Here is a 23,914-nt window from a genome sequence, read left to right as displayed (position 1 = left end):
ATTAGTGCGGGAATTGCTGCTTCAATGGCTTGCCCTGACAGGGTGCGCCGCTTACAGCAAGCCAAGTTTTCGGAGACAGCCATGCCCAGCGATACATCCCAGCCTTCTTTCGTGCTCGTGCGCCCCCAGATGGGGGAAAACATCGGTGCCGCTGCGCGGGCGATGTGGAATTTCGGTCTGGATCGTATGCGGATAGTGGCACCCCGCGATGGCTGGCCGAACCCCAAGGCGGTTGCCATGTCCAGCGGGGCCGGACGTTTGCTGGACGAAGCGCAGTTGTATGACGATCTGGCTGGTGCGCTGGCGGACAGCACCTTTGTCTTTGCCACCACGGCCCGGCAGCGCGGGCTGACCAAACCGGTCTACAGCCCCGAACGCGCCATGCAGATCGCCGCGGAAAAGGTGGCGGCGGGCGAGAAGGTCGCCGTCCTGTTCGGCCCCGAACGGGCCGGGCTTGAGAACGAGGATATCGCCAAGGCCAACGCCATCATCTCGGTCCCGGTGAACCCGGAATATGCCTCGCTGAACCTGGGCCAATGCGTGTTGCTGACCGCTTATGAGTGGATGCGCCAATCCGGCGATGTGGTGCATGAGGCCACCGATCTGGGCAAGGGCGATTGGGCCACAGGTGTCGAGGTTGAGAAACTAGTTGAACATTATGAGGACCGGCTGGAGGAGGCCGGCTTCTTTTATCCGCCCGAAAAAGCCGAAGGCATGAAGACCAACCTGCGCAACCTGTGGTCACGGATGCGGATGACACGGGCGGATGTGCAGATGCTGCACGGTGTCATGCGGCAGATGGTCCGCTGGAAAGACCGGGGTTAAACCACGGCTGAGGCTGGACCTCGGCCCCCGACAGCCCTAGCTTGCGACGAAATCAAGACATGAGGACAGCATGAGCGGAAAGCGCAGCATCTTCGAAGACGTCTCGGACACCGAAAAACAACAGGCCGTTCAACCCGGTATGATTGATCGCGGCCGGGGTGGCGCGCGCTGGGCCATTCGCGCCTGGTTGATGATCCTGTTTGCACTTGTGGTTGTGATGATCGCCGTGGGCGGGCTGACGCGCCTGACCGACAGCGGGCTGTCGATCACTGAATGGCGACCGATCACCGGGGCCATTCCGCCTACGACTGAGGCTGACTGGCAGGCCGAGTTCGACAAATACAAACAGATCGACCAGTGGCAAATCCAGAACCAGTGGATGGAGCTGGGTGATTTCAAAACCATCTATTGGTGGGAATGGGGTCACCGTCAGCTGGGCCGTGTGATCGGTCTGGTTTGGGCGATTGGGTTCTTTGGATTTCTGATTGCACGCAAGATTCCCACCGGATGGACCACGAAACTGCTGATCCCCGGCGTATTGGGCGGGGTTCAGGGTGCTGTTGGCTGGTGGATGGTCGCCTCGGGCGTGACGCAGGGCGAGGGGATGACCGCCGTTGCCAGCTATCGTCTTGCCACGCATCTGGGGCTGGCTTTTGTGATCCTGGGCTTTCTGGCCTGGTACATCTTTGAGCTGGGCCGTGAAGAGCGCGATCTGATGCAGGCGCGGCGCGCCAAAGAGGCCAGGCTGTTCTCGCTGTCCACCGGGTTGATGCATTTCGCTTTCCTGCAAATCCTGATCGGTGCGCTGGTGGCGGGTATAGATGCCGGGCGGTCCTATACTGATTGGCCGCTGATCGGCGGGCAGGTCTTTCCACCTGATGCCACAATGCTGGAACCGATGTGGCGGAACTTCTTTGAAAGCCCCGGCCTTGTGCAGTTCATCCATCGCTGCGCCGGTTATCTGCTGTTTGCATTTGGTTTTGTGGTCTGGCGACGCGGCAGCACCAGCGCTCATCCGCAGACGCGCTTTGCCTTTAACGCGGCTTTTGCAGCCCTGTCACTGCAGGTTGTTGTAGGCATCGTGACGGTTGTCTACGCAGCCCCATGGCAGATTGCCATTTTCCATCAGTTCATGGCCGTTGTCGTTTGGACCCTGATCCTGCGCGCGCGCTTCCTGACGGCCTATCCAATTGCAACCTCAATTCGCGGAGCTTGACCCTGATGAGCGCTTACGACGACCTGATGGCCTTTCAACGCGAAACCTCGGCGCTGGGGCAAATCGCCGGGCGGTTGGGATGGGATCAGGAAACCGTCATGCCGCGCGGGGCCACCCCGCAACGCGCCGAGGAAATGGCCGCAATCGAAGCAGTCCTGCACGCGCGTCGATCAGACCCTCGCGTGGCTGAGTGGCTGGAGCAAGCCGACCCACAGGACGACGTTGGCAAAGCACAACTGCGAGAAATTCGCCGCTCGTACGAGCGTACGATCAAGGTGCCCGCTGACCTGGCGAAAGCCATCGCCCGGGTCACCTCGGCGGCGCAAGGCACATGGGCGCAAGCGCGTGCGCACGAGGATGTGGCGGCGTTCCTGCCCGTTCTGCAAGAAGTTGTCGCTCTTAAGCGCGAAGAGGGCGCGGCGCTGGCTCAGGGCGGCGATATTTATGACGCCATGGTCGAAGATTATGAGCCCTATACGACCGGCACTCAGATTGCCCGGATATTTGACCAGATGCGCCCGCGTCTGGTGGCCTTGCGCGCGGCTGTTCTGGACAAAGCCAGACCCGCAGCCTTGACCGGGACCTTTGACGAACCGACCCAGTTGCGGCTGTCTCAAAAGCTGGCTGAAACCTTCGGGTACGATCTGACCACAGGTCGGGTTGACAAGGCCGTTCACCCGTTCAGCTCTGGCAGTGGGTTGGACGTGCGGATTACCACCCGTACCAATGAGGCCGACCCGTTCAACTGTTTCTATTCGACCATTCACGAGGTCGGCCACGCCGCTTATGAACAAAACATCGACCCGGCTTATCTGTTGACACCTTTGGGGCAGGGCGTGTCGATGGGTGTGCACGAAAGCCAAAGCCGGATTTACGAAAACCAACTGGGTCGGTCCCGTGCCTTCACTGGCTGGCTGTTTGAACAGATGACCGACGCATTCGGCGATTTCGGAATTGCAGACGCCGATGCGTTCTATGCCACTGTAAACGGTGTCCATAATGGGTACATCCGCACCGAGGCCGACGAGGTGCAATACAACCTGCACATCATGCTGCGCTTTGATTTAGAACGCGCTTTGATGAGCGGTGACCTGCAGGTTAGCGACCTCGAGGCCGCCTGGAATGACCGATTCAAGGCTGATTTCGGCTATGGGGTCGATAGGCCCTCGAACGGGTGTTTGCAGGATGTGCATTGGTCGGTGGGCCTGTTTGGATATTTCCCGACCTATGCGTTGGGCAATGTCTATGCCGGGTGTCTGAATCAGGCCTTGCGCGCAGCGGTTCCGGGGCTGGGCGGGCAATTGGCACAGGGCGACACGTCCGGTGCGACAGGATGGTTGCGGGATAATCTTCAGTGTTACGGCGGGCTTTATGCACCCCGCGACACAATCCAGCGCGCCAGCGGTGTCGAACCGGGGCCTGAGCCGTTGCTGGAGTATCTGGAGCAGAAGTTTGGGGCGCTTTATGAGTTGTGAGGATGCCTAGTGGCAAGTTTCTGGTAAGATTCGCGGTCGTTTCAACATCTGCAATCGCCTTGTTCTTGGCGTCGCAAGGCCCTCAAACAAAAGATTCACTGGCGTACCTGTATCAACCATTGGATTGTGGTAGCCTCGGTGCTCCTTGCGATGTGGCTGGGCGCCATTACAGTGCATTGATCCCGAAAGGCGATGGCCCGTTTCCCGTAGTTCTCTTTTTCCACGGATCTGGAGGTACTGGCCAACTGACCATTCAGAATAGCGCTTTGGTTCGGCCAATTCTGGAACGTGGATATTCCATAGTCGCACCGACGGCTCTTGAAATAGACTATGCTACCGGACCGGGAACCGGTTGGGTCTGGAATGCCGAAAACTATGATTGGATTGATTTTAGTTTTAGCTCCGACGTCGTTAACGATGCGGTCAAGCGTTTTCCAATTGATCCGGAGCGCATAGTCGTCGCGGGCCATTCACGCGGCGGGAGTTTTGCGTGGTATTTGGCCTGTTCCGAAATTGACACGCGCCTGCGGGCATTTGCACCGATTGGAGGAACTCCTGTGCGAGGTCGGCCAGGCCCATGTCAAACTTCAGGATTCAAGTTCGATGTGCTGCACAGCCACGGGTATGCCGACACCGTCATTCCATTTGCTGGCTCCGGTGCGACTATAGGGTGGCCGGGTTATCTAGGCGCAGTTGAAACCGTTGAAGGCATGGCCGTCGCTATAAACTGCGATACGGTAAAGGTTTCCCATGCGAAGGGTTATGACCAACGTAGCTATGATGGATTCGCTGAAGACAAAAACATATCGGTGATCGCCCATCCGGGGGGACATGGAATACCAGAGATATGGGTTGGGTTAATGCTTGATTGGTTTGACGGTCTTACCGAGTGAATGACAACGGACCACAAGGCGTTTTCTTGTGGCCCACCGACGAAAAATTTCAAGGGTGCGGCTATTCTTCCGTCTCGTCCTCATCGCCCTGATCGGCGATCCAGGCAACGCTGACGACAACTTCACCCTTGCCGGTGTTGAACACTTTGACACCGCCTGCGCTGCGCGAACGGAAGGATATCCCTTCGACCGGAACGCGGATTGACTGACCCTTTGAAGTGGCCAGCATGATCTGGTCGTCCATCTCAACCGGGAAAGAGGCAACCAATTCGCCGCCACGCATCGCCTTGTCCATCGCGGCCACGCCCATGCCGCCACGTCCCCGAACCGGGTAGTCGTGGCTGGAACTGAGCTTGCCAGACCCGCTTGCGGAAATGGTCAGGATTAGGTTCTCGGCTGCGGACATTTCGGCATACCGCTCCTGTGGCAGGACGCTGTCGGCGTTGCCCTCATCCTCATCACTTTCGGTTTCGTCCGTGACACCGGCCATCAGGCGACGCATCTTGAGATAAGCGGCGCGTTCGTCCGAGGTGGCCTCGAAATGGCGGATCACTGACATGGAAACGACACGGTCGCCATTTGTCAGCCTGATGCCACGCACACCGGTGGATTTACGACCTTTGAAGACCCGCACGGCAGTGGTCTGGAACCGAATTGCCCGGCCGGAGTTTGTCACCAGCATTACATCGTCGTCTTCCGAACAGATGCGCGCATTCACCAGTTCCACGCCCTCGGGCAGGTCCATGGCGATCTTGCCGTTGCGTTTGACGTTGGTGAAATCGCTCAGCGCGTTGCGGCGGACGTCACCGGCGCTGGTGGCAAAGACGATCTGCAGGTTTTCCCATTCTTCATCCGGCACGTCCACGGGCATGATCGCCGCAATGGAAACCCCGGTCGGGATCGGCAGGATGTTGACGATGGCCTTGCCTTTGCCGGTGCGCCCGGATTGCGGCAGGCGCCAGGTCTTGAGCTTGTAGACCATCCCATCCGTGGTGAAAAACAGCAACTGCGTGTGGGTATTCGCCACGAAGAGGTTGGTAACGACATCCTCTTCTTTGGTCTGCATGCCCGACAGTCCTTTGCCGCCACGCTTTTGCGCCCGGAAGTCAGCTAGCGGGGTCCGCTTGATATAGCCGCCTGACGTGACCGTCACGACCATGTCTTCGCGTTCGATCAGGTCCTCGTCATCCATGTCGCCAGACCAGTCGACGATCTCGGTGCGGCGGGTTACGGCAAACTGCTCGCGGACCTCTCGCAGTTCATCACCGATGATGGACATGATGCGCTCGCGTGAGGACAGGATCTCAAGGTATTCCTTGATCTTGCCTGCAAGTTCTTCCAACTCGTCGGTGACTTCTTTGACGCCGATCTGGGTTAGGCGTTGCAACCGCAGTTCCAGAATGGCGCGGGCTTGCGTTTCCGACAGGTTATACGTGCCATCTTCGTTTGCAGTGTGGGTCGGATCATCGATCAGTGCGATGTATTCCAGAATAGGTTGCGCCGGCCAGCGCCGCGTCATCAACTTTTCCCGCGCCTCAGACGCATCAGCCGATTGACGGATCGTTGTGACGATTTCATCGATATTGGTCACGGCCACGGCCAGACCACACAGAATATGGCTGCGCTCGCGCGCCTTGCGCAAAAGATAGGCGGTGCGGCGGGCGACCACGTCCTCGCGGAAATCGATGAAGCTGGTCAGGAACCGGCGCAGGGTCAGTTGCTCGGGCCGACCACCGTTCAGGGCCAGCATGTTACAGCCGAAATAGGTTTGCATGGGCGAGAAACGGAAAAGTTGGTTCAGCACCACTTCGGGCGTCGCGTCGCGTTTCAGTTCGACGACAACCCGCACACCATTGCGGTCGGATTCGTCCTGCACATGGGCGACGCCTTCGATCCGCTTTTCTCGCACGGCTTCGGCGATCTTTTCGATCATCGAGGCTTTGTTCACCTGATAGGGAATCTCATCCACGACGATGGCATAGCGATCCTTTCGGATCTCTTCGACGCGGGTCTTTGACCGGATGATGACGCTGCCACGACCCTCCAGATAGGCCTTACGCGCGCCGGACCGGCCCAGCATGACGCCGCCGGTTGGGAAATCGGGGCCGGGGACGTAATCAATCAGCTGTTCCGATGTCAGGTCCGGATCGTCAATCAGGGCCAGCGTGGCGTCGACCACCTCACCCAAATTGTGCGGCGGGATGTTGGTCGCCATACCGACGGCGATACCACCGGCACCGTTGACCAGCATGTTCGGGAACCGCGCGGGCAGGACGGTCGGTTCTTTGTCTTTGCCGTCGTAGTTGTCTTGAAAATCAACCGTGTCTTTTTCGATATCGGCCAAAAGGGATGCGGCCGGTTTGTCCATCCGCACTTCGGTATAGCGCATGGCCGCCGGGTTATCGCCGTCCATCGAACCAAAGTTGCCCTGACCGTCCAGCAACGGCAGCGACATCGAGAAATCCTGCGCCATCCGCACCAGTGCGTCATAAATCGCGCTGTCGCCATGAGGGTGGTATTTACCCATCACGTCGCCGACCGGACGGGCCGATTTACGGTACGATTTGTCGTGCGTATTCCCGGTTTCATGCATCGCGTAAAGAATACGGCGATGAACCGGCTTCAACCCGTCGCGCAGATCGGGGATCGCGCGGCTGACAATGACGGACATCGCATAATCGAGATACGACGTGCGCATCTCGGATTCGATGGACACCGTCGGGCCGTCGTAAACGGGGCGCTCGGGCGGGGTTTCATCCATGTTTTCGGGGATTTCTGGCGTATCGCTCACGTAAACTGCCCGTTTATTGTGCTGGGTCTATATCTTGTGGATATACCTTATCAGACCCGGCACATAAGGTGCAAGCAGGCAACGATTTTGCACATGAAATACCCCGGTAACATCTGCGTAACATATTGTTAACTAAGGGTTAGGCAGTTTTGGTGTTATGATGAAGAGACCTTGCAAGAAATTGGAGGTCTGCATGGAGCAAAGCGAAACTGAATTAATGCTCAAGGGATACGGGCTGACGACGGCGGAATTCTTCTACCGAATGCCCGACTATATCCACGTTCTGAACACGTTCATTTGGCAAGAATACGACCTGGCGCCGGATCATCCTAAGCTGTTCGATTTCATCGACTTTTGGCAACGCGAAATGGAAGGCCCGCTGCATTCCGTCCGGTTCACGCATCGCAAGATGGTCGCACCGGGGGAATGGCGCAATGTCGTGGGTGAGTTTCGGGTAAATTGACAGCTGGGCCAGATTGAGTGCCACAAAAGTACTTCAGCGTATTTCATTCGCGGGTGCGTGGGCTAGGGTGTTGACCACGCGACCGGTCAGATAAGGAATCACCCATGCCCAGATTGTTGTTTATTGCCGCTGCCGTTTGTCTCAGCGGCCCCGCCGCAGCTGACGGCGTTTTGGACACAATCAAAAAAGGTGCCGAGAAAACCGCCACTGCCATCGGGCAAGGGGCTGATGCTGTTGGCAATACCATTGATAAAGGCGTGAACGCTGTCGAGGGCACTGTGGACTCGACTTCAGAACTGCTGAGCAACGAAGCCACTCCTGAAGAGACACGCGCCAAGCTGGATGGGATGGCCACCGAAATTCTGGATCAACTATTGGCGGAAAACCCAAAAGCGCAATCGCTGTATGAAATCTGCGCCGGTTACGCAGTTTTTGATTCTCGTAAGGTTACGGTGTTCCCAGTTTCAGCTGGCTATGGGCGCGGCGTGGCGATTTCGAAAGATACGGGTCAGCACACATATATGAACATGGGAACAGGCGGTGTCGGTGGGGCGATCGGCATTGGCGGGTTCGAATCCAAGTTCGTGATCATGTTCGAAACCCCGACCGACTTGGATAAGTTTATCGCGGATGGTTACGATGCCACCGCTGAAACGGGGGCGATGTACGGAGACGAAAGTACCGCAGAGACCGTGCGCTTTACTGACGGCCGATCATTCTTTCAGCTGTCGAAAACAGGCTGGCGCGTGTCGGCCGGTGCGTCCGGTACAAAATTCTGGAAATCGCCCGAACTGAACTGATCAGCCCGAACAACTGGCCCCGCCCAAAACACAGAACTTGGCGCAGTGCGGGTGGTTGAGGTGCACATCCGCCTCCGCCTCGGCCAGGGTGTGGCCCATTTCGAACTCGGGTTCATAAGGCAGTAGGGTGCAGGCCAGAACAGCTGGTTTTTCAGCACCTTTGCGTTTGACCACCATACGGGCGCTGGCGCACATCACCGCGTCTGGTGACTTGTTCAGGATGCCCCAACAGGCGTTGGTGATTTCAGGCACCTCTACGGTTTCGTCCATTTCCGGGAACAGAACGGTCATGCCGGGATTTTGCGCGTCGATGTCAAACCCGTGCTGCACAAAGAACGCTGCATACCCGGCACGGCTTTCGGCGTCGCTGTCACCCCAGACAGTGCGCCCGGCCACGGCCATGTTGAAACCGTTGTCACGCAGCCACTCCATTCCGGTCACGGTCCTTGCGAAACTGCCTTTGCCGCGTTCCTTATCGTGAAGCTCGGGGCGGTAGTGGTCGACTGAAATCCGCAGGGTCAGTTTATTGCCAAACTCGCGCTGCAGCTCCAGCAGCCCCTCACGCATCTTGCGGCGCATCATCGGCAGCATGGCGTTGGTCAGAATCAACACTTCGTAGCCGCGCTCCAGCGCGGCACGGGTCATGTCGATCATCTCGGGGTTCATGAACGGCTCGCCGCCGGTGAATCCGATTTCGCGAATGGGCCAATTGCGAGTTTCAATCTGATCCAGATAATCGCGCACCTCATCCGCCGAGATATAGACCAGCGCATCATTGGTCGGGCTGCTGGCAATATAGCAATTGACGCATTCGATATTGCACAGGGTTCCGGTATTGAACCACAATGTCTCGGGGTTGCTCAGCGCCACGGAGGCCCGCGTTTGCCCGTCAGCTGTTACTGATTTGTCCTGAAATTTGCCGATATTGGCGCTCTGAGGGGCGTTGTCTTTCATTCCGGTATCCGGTTCTTTGAAGTCGTCAAACTGACTTAGCCCTTCGATACAGGATAGTTAAGTGGGTCCGCGGCGACCTGACAGAGTTTTGATGAGGGGAAATCCGCTTGATTGATTGCGCTAACATTGGACATGTCTCTGGGGGCAAGGTAAGGAAAACGCATGGTTTCTCGTGTTATACCCGTTGATCCGTTCGATCTGGTCATCTTTGGCGGCACCGGAGATCTTGCGCAGCGCAAGATCCTTCCGGCGCTGTTTCGGCGTTTTTGCGCAGGACAGTGGCCCCAACAGGTGCAGATCATTGGTGCAGCGCGGGCCGGTCTGGACCGGCAGGGCTTTCTTGGCATGGTCACCGAATCGTTGCGTACCTATGCCGAAAACCAGTGTCGGGACGCCAGTGCACTGAGTGCGTTTTTGCAGCGGGTCGACTATGTCGCGCTGGATGGGCTGTCGGATGAAGGCTGGGATCAGCTTGCCGGCAAGCTGACCGCCGACCGCGTACGCGCGTTTTATTTCTCGGTTGGGCCCAGCTTGTTCGGGCCGCTGGCCGAGCGGATCAAATCCCACGATCTGGCAACCCAGGAAACGCGGATTGTTGTCGAAAAACCCTTTGGACACGATCTCGACAGCGCAAGGGCATTGAACGCCACGCTGGCTGCGCATTTCTCAGAAAGCCAGATCTACCGGATTGATCATTATCTGGGGAAAGAAACGGTTCAGAACCTGATGGCGGTTCGGTTCGGGAACATGCTGTTCGAGCCGCTTTGGAACAGCCAATACGTCGATCACATCCAGATCACGGTGGCTGAATCCGTCGGTATCGACGGGCGCGAAGAGTATTATGAGCGCGCAGGTGCCATGCGCGACATGATGCAAAACCACCTGATGCAGCTACTGTGCCTGATCGCGATGGAGCCGCCAGCCAAGTTTGACCCCGACGCGGTGCGGGACGAAAAGCTCAAGGTTATCCGCGCGCTGGATCCGGTAAAGCCGCATCATATCGTGCGCGGCCAGTTCGAAGGCGGGGCTGGCAATCCCGGTTATCGCGAAGTAGTGGGCAACCGGCGCTCGACCACGGAAAGTTATGTGGCCCTGCGCGCCCATGTCAGCAACTGGCGATGGGCGGGAACACCGTTTTACTTGCGCACCGGGAAACGTTTGGTGGCGCGGTCTTCGGTGATCAACGTGATGTTCAAGGACGCGCCGCATTCGATCTTTGGCGCCGATGCCGGGCGGCATGCCAACGCGCTTTCGATCCGTCTGCAACCCAACGAAGGCATCACCTTGAAAGTAACAATCAAAGAACCAGGGCAGGGCGGTATGCGTCTGGTTGATGTGCCGCTGGACATGAGTTTTGCCGAGGCGCTGGGGCCCGAAAGTCAAGACCCGCCGGACGCCTATGAACGGCTGGTGATGGATGTGATCCGCGGCAATCAGACCCTGTTCATGCGTGGGGACGAGGTTGAGGCCGCCTGGGCATGGACCGACCCCATCATTGCAGGCTGGCACGCGCGCGGTGACGTGCCCAAACCCTATGATATTGGCAGCACAGGCCCGGGCGACGCCGAGCTGCTGATGAAACGTGACGGTCGCCGTTGGCAAGGAATAAACCCATGAACATTCAAGAATACGCCGACCGGGACATGCTGGCCATCGACGTCGCAAACGTACTGGCCGGAGATCTTGAGGCAGCTTTGCTGCACCATGATACGGTCTCGTTAGCGGTTCCGGGCGGCACCACGCCGGGGCCGGTATTTGACGGGTTGTGTGCGGCGGATCTGGAATGGGACCGGGTGCACGTTCTGCCAACGGATGAACGCTGTGTGCCGGGTGACCACGACCGCTCGAACGAGCGTCTAATCCGTGAACGCCTGCTGACCAACCGCGCTGCGGTAGCGCAGTACCTTCCTTTGTATGTCGCGGGCAAAGCGCCCGAGGACGTGCTGCCCGAGGTTGAAAGCCTGATCAATCCGGTGCTGCCTTTGTCGGTTCTTGTGCTTGGCATGGGCGAGGATATGCACACCGCCTCGCTGTTTCCCGGGATGGACGGGTTAGAGGCCGCGCTAGACAGTCACGCGCCTACCTTGGCGGTGGCGCGCACCGATGTTCAACCTGAGGCGCGGATCACGCTCAGCGCTCAGGTGTTGGATGGTGCCTTGTCGAAACATCTGATCATCTTTGGCACAGCAAAGCGCGACGCGCTGGAACGGGCCATGTCTTTGCCACCCGAAGACGCCCCGATTGCGGCGGTTCTGGGTGGCATGACAGTACATTGGGCGGAGTGATGACGATGAACCTGGAAACGCTCAATAAGCTTGCCCTGGAACGCAATGACCAAACCATTCTTGGGTTGTTTGATACAGACACGGACCGTGCACAGGGTTTTTCGATCTCGACCGGCGATCTGCTGTTTGATTACTCCAAAACTCAGATCGACGCCGATATTCGGAACGCCCTGATCCGCTTGTGTGACGAGGCCGGGTTGGCCGACCGTCGCACCGCGATGTTCGATGGGGCGAAGATCAATGAGACCGAAGGACGTTCGGTGTTGCACACCGCGTTGCGCAATCTGGATGGCGGTCCGGTTGAAGTCGACGGACTGGACGTCATGCCCGATGTTCTGGACACGCTGCACCGCATGCGCGTCTTTGCCGAAGAGGTACGCGGCGGCGCGGTGATCGGGGCAGGGGGCAGCTTAACCGATGTGGTCAACATAGGGATCGGCGGCTCTGATCTGGGCCCGGTGATGGCCACCCACGCGCTGGCTCCGTATCATGACGGCCCACGGTTGCACTATGTGTCCAACGTGGACGGTGCACATATCGCCGACACTCTTCGCCAGCTTGATCCGACGCGGACGCTGGTGATCGTGGCCTCTAAGACCTTTACTACTATCGAAACCATGACCAATGCCCGCACGGCCCGGGCCTGGATGGCGGATGGTGGTGGTGATCCGGCCAAACAATTCGCCGCAGTGTCCAGTGCGCTGGACAAGACCCAGGCCTTTGGCATCCCGTCAGAGCACGTATTTGGCTTTGCGGACTGGGTCGGTGGGCGTTACTCGGTCTGGGGGCCGGTGGGATTGCCGGTCATGATCGCGGTCGGTTCCAACGCCTTTGATGCGTTTCTGCGGGGTGGTCAGGCGATGGATGTGCATTTCCAGGCCGCCGCTTGGTTCGAGAACATGCCGGTGCTGCTGGCGTTGGTCGGCATCTGGCACCGTCAGGTTCTGGGCCATTCCAGCCGGGCCGTTTTGCCCTATGATCAGCGATTGCTGCGACTTCCGGCCTATTTCCAGCAGTTGGAAATGGAATCGAACGGCAAATCCGTGGCGATGGATGGCAGCCCGTTGACTGGCCCGTCCGGCCCTGTTGTATGGGGCGAGCCCGGCACTAATGGTCAGCACGCCTTTTACCAGCTGATCCATCAAGGCACCGACGTGATCCCCTGCGAGTTCATGGTTGCCGCCGAGGGTCATGAGCCCGAGCTTGTCCACCATCACCGTCTGTTGCTGGCCAATTGCTTTGCCCAATCCGAGGCCCTGATGCGAGGGCGTGGGTTGGATGAGGCGCGGCAACTTATGGCTGACAAGGGTTTGCAAGGCGAAGAACTGGAACGTCAGGCCCGTCACCGGGTGTTTCCGGGCAACCGCCCATCTTCGACCTTGATCTATCCGATGCTTACACCGTTTGTGTTGGGCCAGATCATCGCGCTGTATGAGCACCGCGTGTTTGTCGAAGGTGTTTTACTGGGGATCAACTCGTTCGACCAATGGGGGGTTGAGCTTGGTAAGGAACTGGCGACCTCGCTGGGCCCAGTCGTCGACGGTGAGATCAGCGCTGATGGCAAGGACGGCTCGACCGCGGCGCTGGTCGCTTATGCGCTGCGCCACCGGGACTAAATCCATGCGGAAACCGTGCCCTGCCGTGGCGGCAGGCCGCATTCTCTTATTGTCAGACAATTAAATGATTGGCAGGGTTCTTCCTGAGGAGAAGCAGCGAAACCGCGCCAGATCGGTCCGCGTTACGCTGCAATAAAATGGTACGGTCACTCAGAAACCGTGCTGACATAGGGAGGATGCCCATGCTGGGACAGATGATGACGCAGCCATTGCTGATCTCGTCGCTGATTGAACACGCCGATCGCTATCATGGCGAGACTGAGATATTCTCGGTCGAAACCGATGGCTCAGTGACAGAGACCAGCTGGTCGCAAGTGGCAGAGAACGCGCGAAAACTGGCATCAGCCTTGAGCAAGCTGGGGCTCGACCCGCAGGACCGGATCGGGACATTGGCCTGGAACAATCGCCGCCATCTTGAGATCTATTTTGCGGCCTCCGGCGCAGGGTTCGTTTGCCACACGATCAATCCGCGCCTGTTTCCCGAACAGCTGACTTACATCATCAACCACGCGCAGGACCGGGTTCTGTTTTTCGACGCGACCTTCATTCCGCTGGTCGCAGCACTGCGGGAGCATCTCACTGAGGTTCAGCATTTCGTGTTTATGGGGCCACGCAATGACGATGCAACCGCCCAGATTCCTGGTGTTCAGTTTTATGATGAGATGATCGAGGCCGGAGATCCCGATTTCCAATGGCCCAGTTTCGACGAAAACACCGCCTCGAGCCTGTGTTACACGTCCGGCACGACTGGCAATCCCAAAGGCGTGCTGTATTCCCATCGCTCTACAGTTCTGCACAGTTTTGGATCGAACACGCGCGATGTCATTGGGTTTTCAGCCATGGATGTGGTGATGCCCGTTGTGCCGATGTTCCATGTGAATGCCTGGGGATCACCTTACGCCTGTGCCATGTCGGGGTCTCGTATGGTGATGCCTGGGCCGGACCTGCATGGCGAGGCCCTGGTGAAACTGATCGACAATTATGGGGTCACTTTGGCGTTGGGGGTGCCGACAATCTGGCAGGGGTTGTTGGCTCATGCCGAGCAGTCCGGCAGTAAACTGGCAAGCCTGGAGCGCACCGTAATTGGCGGGGCGGCTTGCCCCCCATCGATGATCGAAACCTTCCGAGAAACTTATGGTGTCGATACCGTTCATGCCTGGGGCATGAGTGAAATGAGCCCGCTGGGAACTGCCAACCATCCCTTGGCCAAGCACCGGGCGCTGCCGACTGAGGAACAGCACAGAGTGCGAGAAAGCCAAGGTCGCCCCTGTTATGGTGTTGAGCTAAAGATCGTGGATGACGATGGCAACGAGTTACCGCGCGATGGCGAAGCGCAGGGCGATCTCATGGTGCGGGGGTATTGGGTTCTGGACAGCTATTTCCAGATGCAGGATCAAGATCTGCTGCAGGATGGTTGGTTCGCCACCGGTGATGTCGCGACGCTGGATGCGGATGGGTACATGACGATCCGGGACCGCTCGAAAGACATCATCAAATCTGGTGGTGAGTGGATCAGTTCGGTCGAACTTGAAAATATTGCCGTAGCGCATCCCAAACTGGCAACCGCAGCCGTTGTTGGGGTGCCTCATCCAAAGTGGGATGAGCGCCCGATCCTGGTTGCGGTAAAGGCCGAAGGCGAAGACCCGACCGAGGAGGAATTGTTGGCCTTCTTCGATGACAAGATCGCCAAGTGGCAGGTGCCCGACAAGGTTGTCTTCGTGGATGCTCTGCCGTTGAATGCAACAGGCAAAATCCTCAAGCGTACTTTGCGGGCAGAGTTCGAGGGCGTCCTGACCCGTTAACGACCCTTTTGACGTCAGGTTCAGGCCCTTGGAGTTTTGGGCAGGCTACTTGCGCCAAAACTGATGCTCGCGTAATGCAGCGATCACGCTCATTCTGGCCTAAGGCCTGTGGGCGACATTCATTTATACTGGCGTCCTGAAGTAAGTGGACTGGCCGAAAAAGCTGATTAAGAAGGCGGAGTTATTGTGAAGGGCCAGGGGCAGTATTTCAAACATATCGATGGTCTGCGCGCGGTCGCCGTGTTGGGTGTTCTTCTGGCTCACTACGGGATTCCCGGCGTGCCGGGCGGATTTTTGGGTGTAGATGTCTTCTTTGTCATCAGCGGTTACCTGATCACAAGATTGATCATTCAGGAAAAAGGTCGTACCGGAACCTTCAGCTATCGCCGTTTTTATATCCGCAGATTTCGCAGGCTTCTACCCGCCGCGCTGTTTCTTATCGGATTGTGTTTTCTAGTGTTCTACCCGGTGCTTGGAACTGCGAATCTGAGCAGCTTTTTGAGGTCGATACCTCTTTCTATCCTGTCTCTTGCCAATATCGGGTTCTATCGGGAGGTCGGCTATTTCGACACGGCGGCCGAATTCAAACCGCTCCTTCATATGTGGTCGCTCAGCGTGGAAGAACAGTTTTACCTGATCTGGCCGACCGTTCTTTTGGCCGTCCTGTGGGTGCGCCGGTTTGGAACGGGTGTTTTGATTGCTTTGTTTGTGGTCGGGGTACTGGTGGCGCAGATCACGGTGAACAAGGACCCTAGTGCAGCCTATTTCCTGCTTCCCGCCCGCGCGTTTGAATTGCTCGCCGGTGCTTTGTTGGCCGCTTTCCTGGCGCCTTTGTCCCCTTATGCCCGGCCTAGCACATTGTCCGAAAAAACACGAGGCTATCTCGCTCTTGCGGGTATTGTGATGATCGGATTGTCCTTTGCCCTAATGACTGAAGAAAGCCGGCTTCCGGGCCTTCTCAGTTTGGTTCCTGTATTGGGCACGGTTCTGGTCATTGCCTTTGGCGCAAGTGGGGTTGTTGGGAAAGTGCTTAGCCTTCGGCCAGTGGTTTGGATCGGTTTGATCAGCTATTCCCTGTACCTGTTTCACTGGCCGGTTCAGGTGTATTTCGCTTACCGCATGCCGATTGAGCCTTCTATATGGCTGCGCCTTTCGTTCTTCCCGATCTCTATCGCGTTGGCGGCGATCAGCTACTATCTGGTCGAGGAACGATTTCGCAAACCTGCGCCAGGGGACAGTCGATTTGGCAATATTCCCTTCCTGGCGACGACCGCCGGTTTTGCCGCACTGGTTGGCTTTTCTACGTACTCTCTGTTTCTGTCCACACCTCCCAGTGCGGTGCTACCCAAAGGCACAAAGGTGACCAATGTCAGTTATGCAAAGTTGCCTTATCCCGGTGAACCCGAGCACGTGATTTATCGGTTCGAACCAACGGACAGGCCTGTTTCCCGAAAGATTCTTCTGTTGGGTGACAGTCACGCGCACCATCTGCACATTGGGTTCATACAGGAAATTGTCAGCCGTGGCGCACTAGTTGACAGTGCAGAGCTTCCAGCATGCCCCCCGCTTTTTGGGGTGTCGCGCTTTTACGTGGGCGAGAAGATCAGAAAAGACCGTCAGCAGAACTGTTTGAACAACATTCAGAACAAAGAGGCCTTGGCGCTTCAACCCGAATATGACGCTGTGGTTATATCGGCACGCTGGTACTCCATGCTGGAAGAGCCCCCTACAAGCCGGTTCGAAAGGGACAAGCTGACAACCCGTGCCCAGGACGAAATCCCGAGCCTTGAGGACACTCGCGACCTGTTCGAATCGTCTTTGGCCGAAACCGTTTCCAAACTGAAACGGGCTGGAAAACGCGTGGTAATCTTTTCCCAGGTTCCGTCACTGGGGTCCGATCTGACGCAATGCCAAAGCTTGTTTCCGGGGTCTGACACAACCACGATCAGGAAGAATCGGTGTTACAGCCTGACTGCGGAAGAAATGCAAAAACGCGCCGCATACACGGATGGCGTGTTGGCAGAATTCGGAAAGAAGGAAGGTGTTCTTACCGTTCTGCCGATGGACTTATTCTGTGATGAAAATACCTGTCACTTTACAGATCCCGATACAGGCATTGCGCTGTACCAGGATGACAATCATTTGTCAGAGTTTGGCAGCCACAAGCTGATTAAGTGGGCAATTGAACAACGAGATTTGCTTGAGTTCCTGGAGGTGCCCAACCTTGAAAAGGGCATGGCAAAGATCAACTGACCCTGTCGGGGTCAGGCTTGAGACCCCGTGAATCCACTAACGTGGCCCAGAATTTGGTCGGTTTGGAGGAATTGGCTCCGGCGGTAGGGATCGAACCTACGACCAATTGATTAACAGTCAACTGCTCTACCGCTGAGCTACGCCGGAACGGTTCGCGCCGTATAGCAACCCGTTTCTGCGGCGTCCAGAGGGGGGAAGTGATTTTTCGTCGAAAACTCTGACTGTGAGACACAGGCCAATACCCACGTGATGATAGTATGCATACTGTGGGAAAATTGGCTCCGGCGGTAGGGATCGAACCTACGACCAATTGATTAACAGTCAACTGCTCTACCGCTGAGCTACGCCGGAACTGAGGGGCGTATAACAACCCGGATTTTCGCCGTCCAGAGGGGAACGACACGAATTCGCAAAAAACTTCGGGTCGCTTAGGTCTGCCTGAAAAACCGGGCATTGGCAGAGAGTTCTCCGTCAAATTCAACCTTTGATTTCCCCGACAGATCAACAAGATGGGCGAATACGTTCCGCTCGGCTGCAGGCAATAGTGCGGCTGGCGTGTCGGTGTATATGCGCGTGGCCAGGTCCCGGGCCGTGCCCGGCTGATCCTCAAGCGCCGCCAGAATCTGGGCCTCGCGGGCAAGGCGGTGATTGATCAGCCAGTCCAGCCGACCCGCAGGGTCAGTTATTGGTGCGCCGTGACCCGCGTGGAACACTGACCAGTCGCGTGCACGCAGACGGTGACAGGCCTGCATGAAATCTGTCAGATCTCCGTCCGGGGGGGAGACCAGCGAACTGGCCCACCCCATGACGTGATCAGCCGTGAAACACACATCCCCCCAACCCAGTGCGATGTGATTGCCCAGATGGCCCGGCGTGTGGATGACCTCAAGCTGCCAACCATCTCCGGCGATCCGCGCGCCGTCCGCCACTTCAATATCTGGGCGAAAACCTGTGTCGATGCCTTCACCGCCGCCCGCAAGCCCCTGTTGCGCCAGCTCAGACATGATCGCGCTGCGCCCTGCCTGAGGGCCGCCAAAGGCCAGAACCGGCGCGCGAGTGCGCGCGGCCAAAGGGGCGGCGAGGGGCGAATGATCCAGATGGGTATGGGTCACAATGATATGGTTGATGCGCTGATCCGGCTGCACCGCGTTTAGAATCGCCTCGAGATGCGGCGCGCTTTGGGGGCCGGGGTCGATCACGGCGATGTCACGGATGCCCAATAGATAGGTATTGGTGCCGCGATAGGTCATGGGTGAAGGGTTCGGTGCCACTATGCGTCGCAGACCGGGCTGCAATTCAACAGCTTGACCGGGGATTGGGTTGAAATCGTCTGGGGCCTGCATTCTGCACTCTTTCTCTTGTCGTAACAGCCCGTTAGGTTTAGCGCATGTCCGCACAATGGCTCAAACCCTATATGCCGCGCAGCCTGTATGCCCGTTCCGCGCTGATACTGGTCCTGCCAGTGATTGTCCTGCTGTTGGTGGTGGGCATCGCCTTCCTTCAAAAGCACCTCGAAGATGTCACGGCGCAGATGACCCGCGCAGCCTCGCGCGAGGTGACGTTGATTACCGATGTCGTGGCAGTGATGGAAACGCAACAACAGGCTTTGGCGGCCGTGCGCCCCGATCTGGTGGCGCTGGATATGAAGGCTCGGTTTCTGGGTATCAACGAAGAGCCCGTGATCGGCTCTCGCCGGTGGTATGATTTCATCGCGCCACAGGTCGAGTTCGAGCTGCGCGCCTTGTTGCCGGATCTTGAAATGGTTGCTTTGCCTAGTACACATGAGGCGCGGTTGTACCTGAATACAAAGCTTGGCCTGTTGCAACTGACCTTTGATCGCCGCCGCCTGTCGCCGGTGGCGCCGCACCAGTTGATCGTGACGATGTTGTTTTTTGCCGTCGTCATGACCACGATCTCGTTTCTTTACATGCGTAATCAGCTGCGCCCGATAACCCGACTGGCCGAGGCCGCTCAGGCCTTTGGTCGCGGACGCGTGGTGCCGTACTCTCCGGGTGGTGCGATCGAAGTGCGTGCCGCCGGCAGTGCGTTTCTGGACATGCGCGCCCGCATCGAACGCCAGATGGAGCAGCGCACGATGATGTTGTCCGGGGTCAGCCACGATTTGCGGACACCGCTGACCCGGCTGAAACTGGGCCTGTCGATGCTGCCCGAAGATGACGCCGCCCCGCTGCAGCAGGATGTGGACGAGATGCAGTTGCTGTTGGATGCTTTCCTGGAGTTTTCCCGTGGCGCAGCCGAGGGGACACCGGAAGCTGTGAACCCGGAGGTGTTGCTGCAGCAGATCGTCAAGGATGCGAAACGGGCAGGTCACGCGGCGGATCTTGTCTTGGTCGAGGGGGCAGGCACCACCATGCTGCGGCCCACAGCCATTCGTCGGGCGGTGGAAAATCTGATCGGAAATGCGGTTAGATATGGTGCGCATGCCGATGTCAGTTTGACGATCACACCGAAATCTATCCGTATCCGGGTTGAGGATGATGGGCCGGGCATTCCCCCCGAGCAGCGTACTGAGGCGGTCAAACCGTTTTCCCGTCTGGACCCGGCGCGCAACCAAAATCAGGGCAGCGGCGTGGGGCTGGGGCTAGCCATCGTGGCGGATATCGCCCGCGCGCATGGGGGCGTGTTACGCTTGGGCAAAAGTGAGCGGCTGGGCGGGCTGTGTGCCGACATCATCATTGGCCGGTAGGCTTTGGCCCGCGTTGGTATAGCCACCGCATGACCAAGGGCGTCAGGTACATCGGAATCTGATACGCGCCGATGAACACCATGATCGGTGCGGTGACGTCCGGCGGCAACGCCACGAAAAACAGCGCGATATTCCGGTTTGCAGAGATCACAGAAACCGCCGTGGCGCTTGCAGGGGGCAAACGAAATTGTGTCAGCTTGAAAAAGACCACCTGCGCGCCAAAATTCACAACGCAGACAAAGACGATCCAGAACAGGGCCTGCCCGGTGTCCATCAAAAGGGACTCGCTGACCGAAGGCATCAGGCCCACCACAAAGACAGCCAGAGTGATGTTTGCAAGACCTTCCAGGCTAAGCTCGGTGTCTTCTGAGGGGGTCCGGAGCATGGTTTTCCGGAGGGTGATCGCAACTGCCGTTGCAAGTGAGATAGTGATCAGCAGCTTCCCGGCCGCCCAAAGTACGGCACTGAAACTGCCAAGTTCCGGTGCCAGCCAGAACACAGGCGCCATGGTCAACGGCAACAGCGCAGTGCCGACCACCAGCAGACGCAGGGCAAATTCTGGCGAATGCCCCATCATCCGGCACAGGTTCGGGCTGCCGGCGATGGATGGAGCAGCCGTCATGACCAGCAACGCAAACAACACCGGACTGCCGATCCACGCGCCTGCCGCGCCGCCAGCCAGAACCAACAACGGCAGAGCCAATTGCAACGCGACAACAATAGCGATGACCTGGGGCAGGTGCCTGATCGAACCCAGAATGCTCTCGGGCTGCATACGCAACACTGTGACGAACAGCAAAAGTACCACCATCGGCGGTAGCAGGGGGCGCATGGGTTGCGCCAGACCGGGCAACAACAGTCCGGCAATCAAGCCCGCCAACAATACATAAGGTCCGTGGCGAGCGGCGATGTGCAGCGGGTTCAAAGGCGGGCTACCCGGATGGGCTTTGACGCAGGTTTTCCGGTAGCCACGTGGCCAGCTCCGGGAACCAGATCAACACGAACACCATCACAACCATGATCAGGAACATCGGGATCGCAGCGCGCGCGATATAGCCCATCTCGTGGTTGGTCATGCCTTGCATGACAAACAGGTTAAATCCGATGGGTGGCGTGATCTGCGCCATCTCGACCACAACAACGATGAAGATGCCAAACCAGATCAGGTCAATCCCTGCGTCACGGATCATCGGCTCGACCACCGCCATTGTCAGCACGACCGACGAGATGCCGTCCAGAAAACACCCCAAAATGATGTAGAAAACCAGCAGCACCATCAGCAGCTCGAACCGGGTCAGATCCCATCCGGCGATCAGGTCGGCCAGACCACGGGGCAAGCCGGTGAAACCCATCGACAAGGACAGGAACGCAGCACCCGCAAGGATCAGAGCGATCATCGCACTGGTGCGAGTTGCGCCCATCAGGCTTTCAGTGAAGGTCTTCCAGCTGAGCGATCCTTGGCCCGCAGCCAGCAGCAGCCCTCCGATCACGCCAAATGCGGCGGCCTCGGTGGCAGTGGCATAGCCCAGATACATCGACCCGATCACCACGAGGATCAGCAGAATTACGGGCAGTAGGAACCGCGAATTCCTGATCTTCTCAGCAAAGCTCAGCTTAGCTTCCTGGTTTGGGTTCCAATCCTTGCCCATCTTGGAATAGATCGCGACATAGCCCATGAACATGGCCGCCAAAAACAACCCCGGCATGATACCGGCAAAGAACAGTTTGGTGATCGATTCATTGATGGTGACGCCGTACACAATCAGCGTCAATGAGGGCGGAATCATCAGCCCCAGCGTTGCCGCACCCGTCAGAGTGCCGATGATCATACGTTCGGGATAGTTGCGTTTGCGCAGCTCTGGGATCGACATCTTGCCGACCGTGGTAAGTGTCGCGGCGGACGACCCGGACACAGCGGCGAACACCGTGCAGCCCACGATGTTGGTGTGCACCAGACCGCCGGGCAAGGGGACCATCCAGGGTGAGAGGCCCTTGAACATATCCTCGGATAATCGCGTTCGGTACAGGATTTCTCCCATCCAGATGAACATCGGCAACGCCGTCAGGGTCCATGAAGACGAGGCTGACCAGATCGTGGTTATCATGACGTCGCCGACCGGGCGCGTCGTAAACAGCTCCATCCCGACCCATGCGACGCCCATCAGGGCAAGGCCGACCCAGATGCCAGAGCCCAGTAGCGTGAACAGAACAAAGAGAAAGAGGATAATGATTGATGCGTTTTCCATGCGCTCACTCTCCGTGGCTTTGATCGGCAAGATCGCGGGTGATGCGGTGGTCACCTTTGAAGAGCACGTGGAACAGGTGATCAGTCAACGCGATGGCCAGAATGATGGCTCCGATCAGCATTGCCGATTGTGGAATCCACAGGGGCGTTCTGTCCTGCCCCTGGCTGATATCGTTGAACTTCCAGCTCCAATAAACAAAGCGATATGCGTACCAGCAGAAATACCACATCACTGCGGCACCAATGGTAAAGCACCAGATCTCTAGAATTCTGCGGGCCTTGTCCGGAACCGCATTCAACAGAATCGACACACGGATATGGCTGCCCCGGTTCAGTGCGTTGGCAAAGGCCAGAAACGAAGCCGCAGCCATCGCATAGCCAGCGTAATCGGGCGCGCCGGGAAAAACCTCTCCCGTCCAGCGGGCCAGCATCTGCACAACGATCAGCACCAGAATGGCGATCAGGCTCAGCGCCGCCAGGACGCCCGCCGCTTGGTAGATGAAATCCAGTACGGACCGAAGCCCTCGCAATGCCGCCATGCTGTCCCCGCTTTGTTATTATTTGATGGAAAGCGGGCGGCAATTCACACTGCCGCCCCTGTCAGCAAAACTACTGAGCCGAGTTGAAGGTGTCGACGATGGCTTTACCTTCATCGCCAGAGGCTTCGAGCCATTCGTTGGTCATGGTGACGCCGATCTCTTTAAGTTCGTTCGTCATCTGCTCGGACGCGGGGCCCACAGTCATACCGCCGTCCCGTAGACCTTGCAGGGTAAACCCGGTGTATTCCTTGGCCCTCCAGTTGCCCGCGTATTCTGCAAGTTCGGCGCAAGCCTTGATCACGTTCTTGTTGGCATCAGACACGCCGGACCAGATGTCCGAATTGACCATCACATAATTGCGCGGCAGCCAGGCATCGACTTCGTAGAAATAATCTAGGCTTTCCCAGACCTTGCGGTCGTACCCCGTTGATCCAGAGGACACCATGGAATCCGCAACACCGGTGGCGAATGCCTGACTGATTTCTGCAGCTTCGATGGTCACCGGTAGCATTCCGGTCAGTTCGGCCAAACGCGATGTGGCGTTGTTGTACGACCGGAACTTGATGCCCTTCATATCTGCGACCGAGTTCACCTCGTCTTTGAAATACAGGCCCTGCGGTGGCCACGGTACGGCATACAGCAGCGTCAGGTTCTGTTCGGCCAGCAGGTTCTCAATCGACGGCCTTGCAGCGTCCCACAGCTTGGCGCTGTCGTCGAATGAGGTGGCCAGGAACGGGATCGAGTCAAATCCGAACAGCGCGTTTTCGTTCTGGTGGCCGGACAGCAGACGCTCACCAATCGGGGCTTGCCCAGTCTGGATCGCACGCTTGATATCGGCGCCTTTGAACAGCGAGCCTGATGGGTGGGTCACAATCTCAATCTCGCCGCCGGTGCCGGTGGTGACGCATTTGGCGAACTCGGCACCAGTTGCGGAATGGAAATTCGACGCCGAATAGGCCATCGGCATATCCCATTTTTCCGCTGTTGCCGGAACAGCCGCAGCTGCGGTCAGCGCAGTTGCTGCCAAAAGGCTTGTCAGTTTTTTCATCT

Annotated in this window: 19 protein-coding genes and 2 tRNA genes; 12 read left to right on the top strand and 9 right to left on the bottom strand. The window is 57.7% G+C overall.

What is annotated here, in order from left to right:
• Window positions 1-81 precede the first annotated feature (81 nt).
• The 4 genes from RUM8411_RS00575 to RUM8411_RS00560 all read left to right on the top strand — a co-directional run bounded on the left by RUM8411_RS00575 (window position 82) and on the right by RUM8411_RS00560 (window position 4,409).
• Window positions 82-825 (top strand): RNA methyltransferase, encoded by a 744-nt coding sequence (locus RUM8411_RS00575; protein ID WP_085820699.1) that lies wholly within the window; start codon window positions 82-84, stop codon window positions 823-825.
• Between the two features lie 70 nt (window positions 826-895).
• Window positions 896-2,041: a heme A synthase gene (gene ctaA / locus RUM8411_RS00570; RefSeq protein ID WP_085820698.1), complete on the top strand. Its 1,146-nt coding sequence runs from the start codon at window positions 896-898 to the stop codon at window positions 2,039-2,041.
• Between the two features lie 5 nt (window positions 2,042-2,046).
• Complete coding sequence (locus tag RUM8411_RS00565; protein ID WP_085820697.1) at window positions 2,047-3,516, top strand: carboxypeptidase M32; 1,470 nt, start codon at window positions 2,047-2,049, stop codon at window positions 3,514-3,516.
• Between the two features lie 2 nt (window positions 3,517-3,518).
• Window positions 3,519-4,409, top strand: a complete 891-nt coding sequence (locus RUM8411_RS00560; RefSeq protein ID WP_085820696.1) for a CE1 family esterase — start codon at window positions 3,519-3,521, stop codon at window positions 4,407-4,409.
• Between the two features lie 61 nt (window positions 4,410-4,470).
• Here the strand turns inward: RUM8411_RS00560 and gyrA are convergent, their stop codons facing one another.
• Window positions 4,471-7,170, bottom strand: a complete 2,700-nt coding sequence (gene gyrA / locus RUM8411_RS00555) for a DNA gyrase subunit A (protein WP_234995114.1) — start codon at window positions 7,168-7,170, stop codon at window positions 4,471-4,473.
• Between the two features lie 223 nt (window positions 7,171-7,393).
• Between gyrA and RUM8411_RS00550 the strand changes: the two genes are divergently transcribed.
• Both RUM8411_RS00550 and RUM8411_RS00545 read left to right on the top strand, forming a co-directional pair.
• The gene (locus RUM8411_RS00550) at window positions 7,394-7,663 is read left to right on the top strand and encodes an usg protein (protein WP_085820694.1); all 270 of its coding nucleotides are present in this window, start codon (window positions 7,394-7,396) and stop codon (window positions 7,661-7,663) included.
• A gap of 104 nt (window positions 7,664-7,767) precedes the next feature.
• Complete coding sequence (locus RUM8411_RS00545) at window positions 7,768-8,463, top strand: lipid-binding SYLF domain-containing protein (RefSeq protein WP_085820693.1); 696 nt, start codon at window positions 7,768-7,770, stop codon at window positions 8,461-8,463.
• Here the strand turns inward: RUM8411_RS00545 and RUM8411_RS00540 are convergent, their stop codons facing one another.
• On the bottom strand, window positions 8,464-9,417 hold the full coding sequence (locus tag RUM8411_RS00540; RefSeq protein WP_085820692.1) for a radical SAM protein: 954 nt from the start codon (window positions 9,415-9,417) through the stop codon (window positions 8,464-8,466).
• A gap of 162 nt (window positions 9,418-9,579) precedes the next feature.
• Between RUM8411_RS00540 and zwf the strand changes: the two genes are divergently transcribed.
• The 5 genes from zwf to RUM8411_RS00515 all read left to right on the top strand — a co-directional run bounded on the left by zwf (window position 9,580) and on the right by RUM8411_RS00515 (window position 17,373).
• Entirely contained in the window at window positions 9,580-11,034 is a 1,455-nt protein-coding gene (zwf, locus tag RUM8411_RS00535) for a glucose-6-phosphate dehydrogenase (protein ID WP_085820691.1), read from the top strand.
• Entirely contained in the window at window positions 11,031-11,702 is a 672-nt protein-coding gene (gene pgl / locus RUM8411_RS00530; RefSeq protein ID WP_085820690.1) for a 6-phosphogluconolactonase, read from the top strand. The genes zwf and pgl overlap by 4 nt, the downstream gene beginning before the upstream one ends.
• A gap of 5 nt (window positions 11,703-11,707) precedes the next feature.
• Window positions 11,708-13,318 carry a glucose-6-phosphate isomerase gene (gene pgi / locus RUM8411_RS00525; RefSeq protein ID WP_143534796.1) on the top strand — a complete coding sequence of 537 codons (1,611 nt, stop codon included), beginning with the start codon at window positions 11,708-11,710 and terminating at the stop codon, window positions 13,316-13,318.
• Window positions 13,319-13,500: 182 nt separating this feature from the next.
• Window positions 13,501-15,120 (top strand): long-chain-fatty-acid--CoA ligase, encoded by a 1,620-nt coding sequence (locus tag RUM8411_RS00520; protein WP_085820688.1) that lies wholly within the window; start codon window positions 13,501-13,503, stop codon window positions 15,118-15,120.
• A 186-nt stretch (window positions 15,121-15,306) separates the two neighbouring features.
• Entirely contained in the window at window positions 15,307-17,373 is a 2,067-nt protein-coding gene (locus tag RUM8411_RS00515) for an acyltransferase family protein (protein WP_159453844.1), read from the top strand.
• A gap of 72 nt (window positions 17,374-17,445) precedes the next feature.
• On the opposite strand, the gene RUM8411_RS00510 is transcribed toward RUM8411_RS00515, so the two are convergent.
• The 3 genes from RUM8411_RS00510 to RUM8411_RS00500 all read right to left on the bottom strand — a co-directional run bounded on the left by RUM8411_RS00510 (window position 17,446) and on the right by RUM8411_RS00500 (window position 18,716).
• Window positions 17,446-17,520: transfer RNA gene (locus tag RUM8411_RS00510), tRNA-Asn, on the bottom strand.
• A 129-nt stretch (window positions 17,521-17,649) separates the two neighbouring features.
• Window positions 17,650-17,724, bottom strand: a tRNA-Asn gene (locus RUM8411_RS00505).
• A 77-nt stretch (window positions 17,725-17,801) separates the two neighbouring features.
• Window positions 17,802-18,716, bottom strand: coding sequence for an MBL fold metallo-hydrolase (locus RUM8411_RS00500; protein ID WP_085820686.1), 915 nt, complete (start codon window positions 18,714-18,716; stop codon window positions 17,802-17,804).
• Between the two features lie 44 nt (window positions 18,717-18,760).
• Between RUM8411_RS00500 and RUM8411_RS00495 the strand changes: the two genes are divergently transcribed.
• A complete protein-coding gene (locus RUM8411_RS00495) occupies window positions 18,761-20,080 on the top strand; it encodes an ATP-binding protein (RefSeq protein WP_085820685.1) in 1,320 nt (439 codons plus the stop codon).
• Here RUM8411_RS00495 and RUM8411_RS00490 read toward each other — a convergent pair.
• The 4 genes from RUM8411_RS00490 to RUM8411_RS00475 form a co-directional block, all read right to left on the bottom strand.
• Window positions 20,067-21,005, bottom strand: a complete 939-nt coding sequence (locus RUM8411_RS00490; RefSeq protein WP_085820684.1) for a hypothetical protein — start codon at window positions 21,003-21,005, stop codon at window positions 20,067-20,069. The genes RUM8411_RS00495 and RUM8411_RS00490 overlap by 14 nt on opposite strands.
• 7 nt (window positions 21,006-21,012) lie before the next feature.
• Complete coding sequence (locus tag RUM8411_RS00485) at window positions 21,013-22,326, bottom strand: TRAP transporter large permease (RefSeq protein ID WP_085820683.1); 1,314 nt, start codon at window positions 22,324-22,326, stop codon at window positions 21,013-21,015.
• 4 nt (window positions 22,327-22,330) lie between these two features.
• Window positions 22,331-22,864: a TRAP transporter small permease gene (locus RUM8411_RS00480; protein WP_085820682.1), complete on the bottom strand. Its 534-nt coding sequence runs from the start codon at window positions 22,862-22,864 to the stop codon at window positions 22,331-22,333.
• A gap of 70 nt (window positions 22,865-22,934) precedes the next feature.
• The gene (locus tag RUM8411_RS00475) at window positions 22,935-23,912 is read right to left on the bottom strand and encodes a TRAP transporter substrate-binding protein (protein WP_085820681.1); all 978 of its coding nucleotides are present in this window, start codon (window positions 23,910-23,912) and stop codon (window positions 22,935-22,937) included.
• Window positions 23,913-23,914 lie beyond the last annotated feature (2 nt).

It is taken from the genome of Ruegeria meonggei (genome assembly GCF_900172215.1).
In the GTDB taxonomy this organism is placed as follows: domain Bacteria; phylum Pseudomonadota; class Alphaproteobacteria; order Rhodobacterales; family Rhodobacteraceae; genus Ruegeria; species Ruegeria meonggei.
The sequence above is the reverse complement of the archived record's forward strand: the minus strand, read 5'-3'. Positions and strand labels throughout refer to the sequence as shown.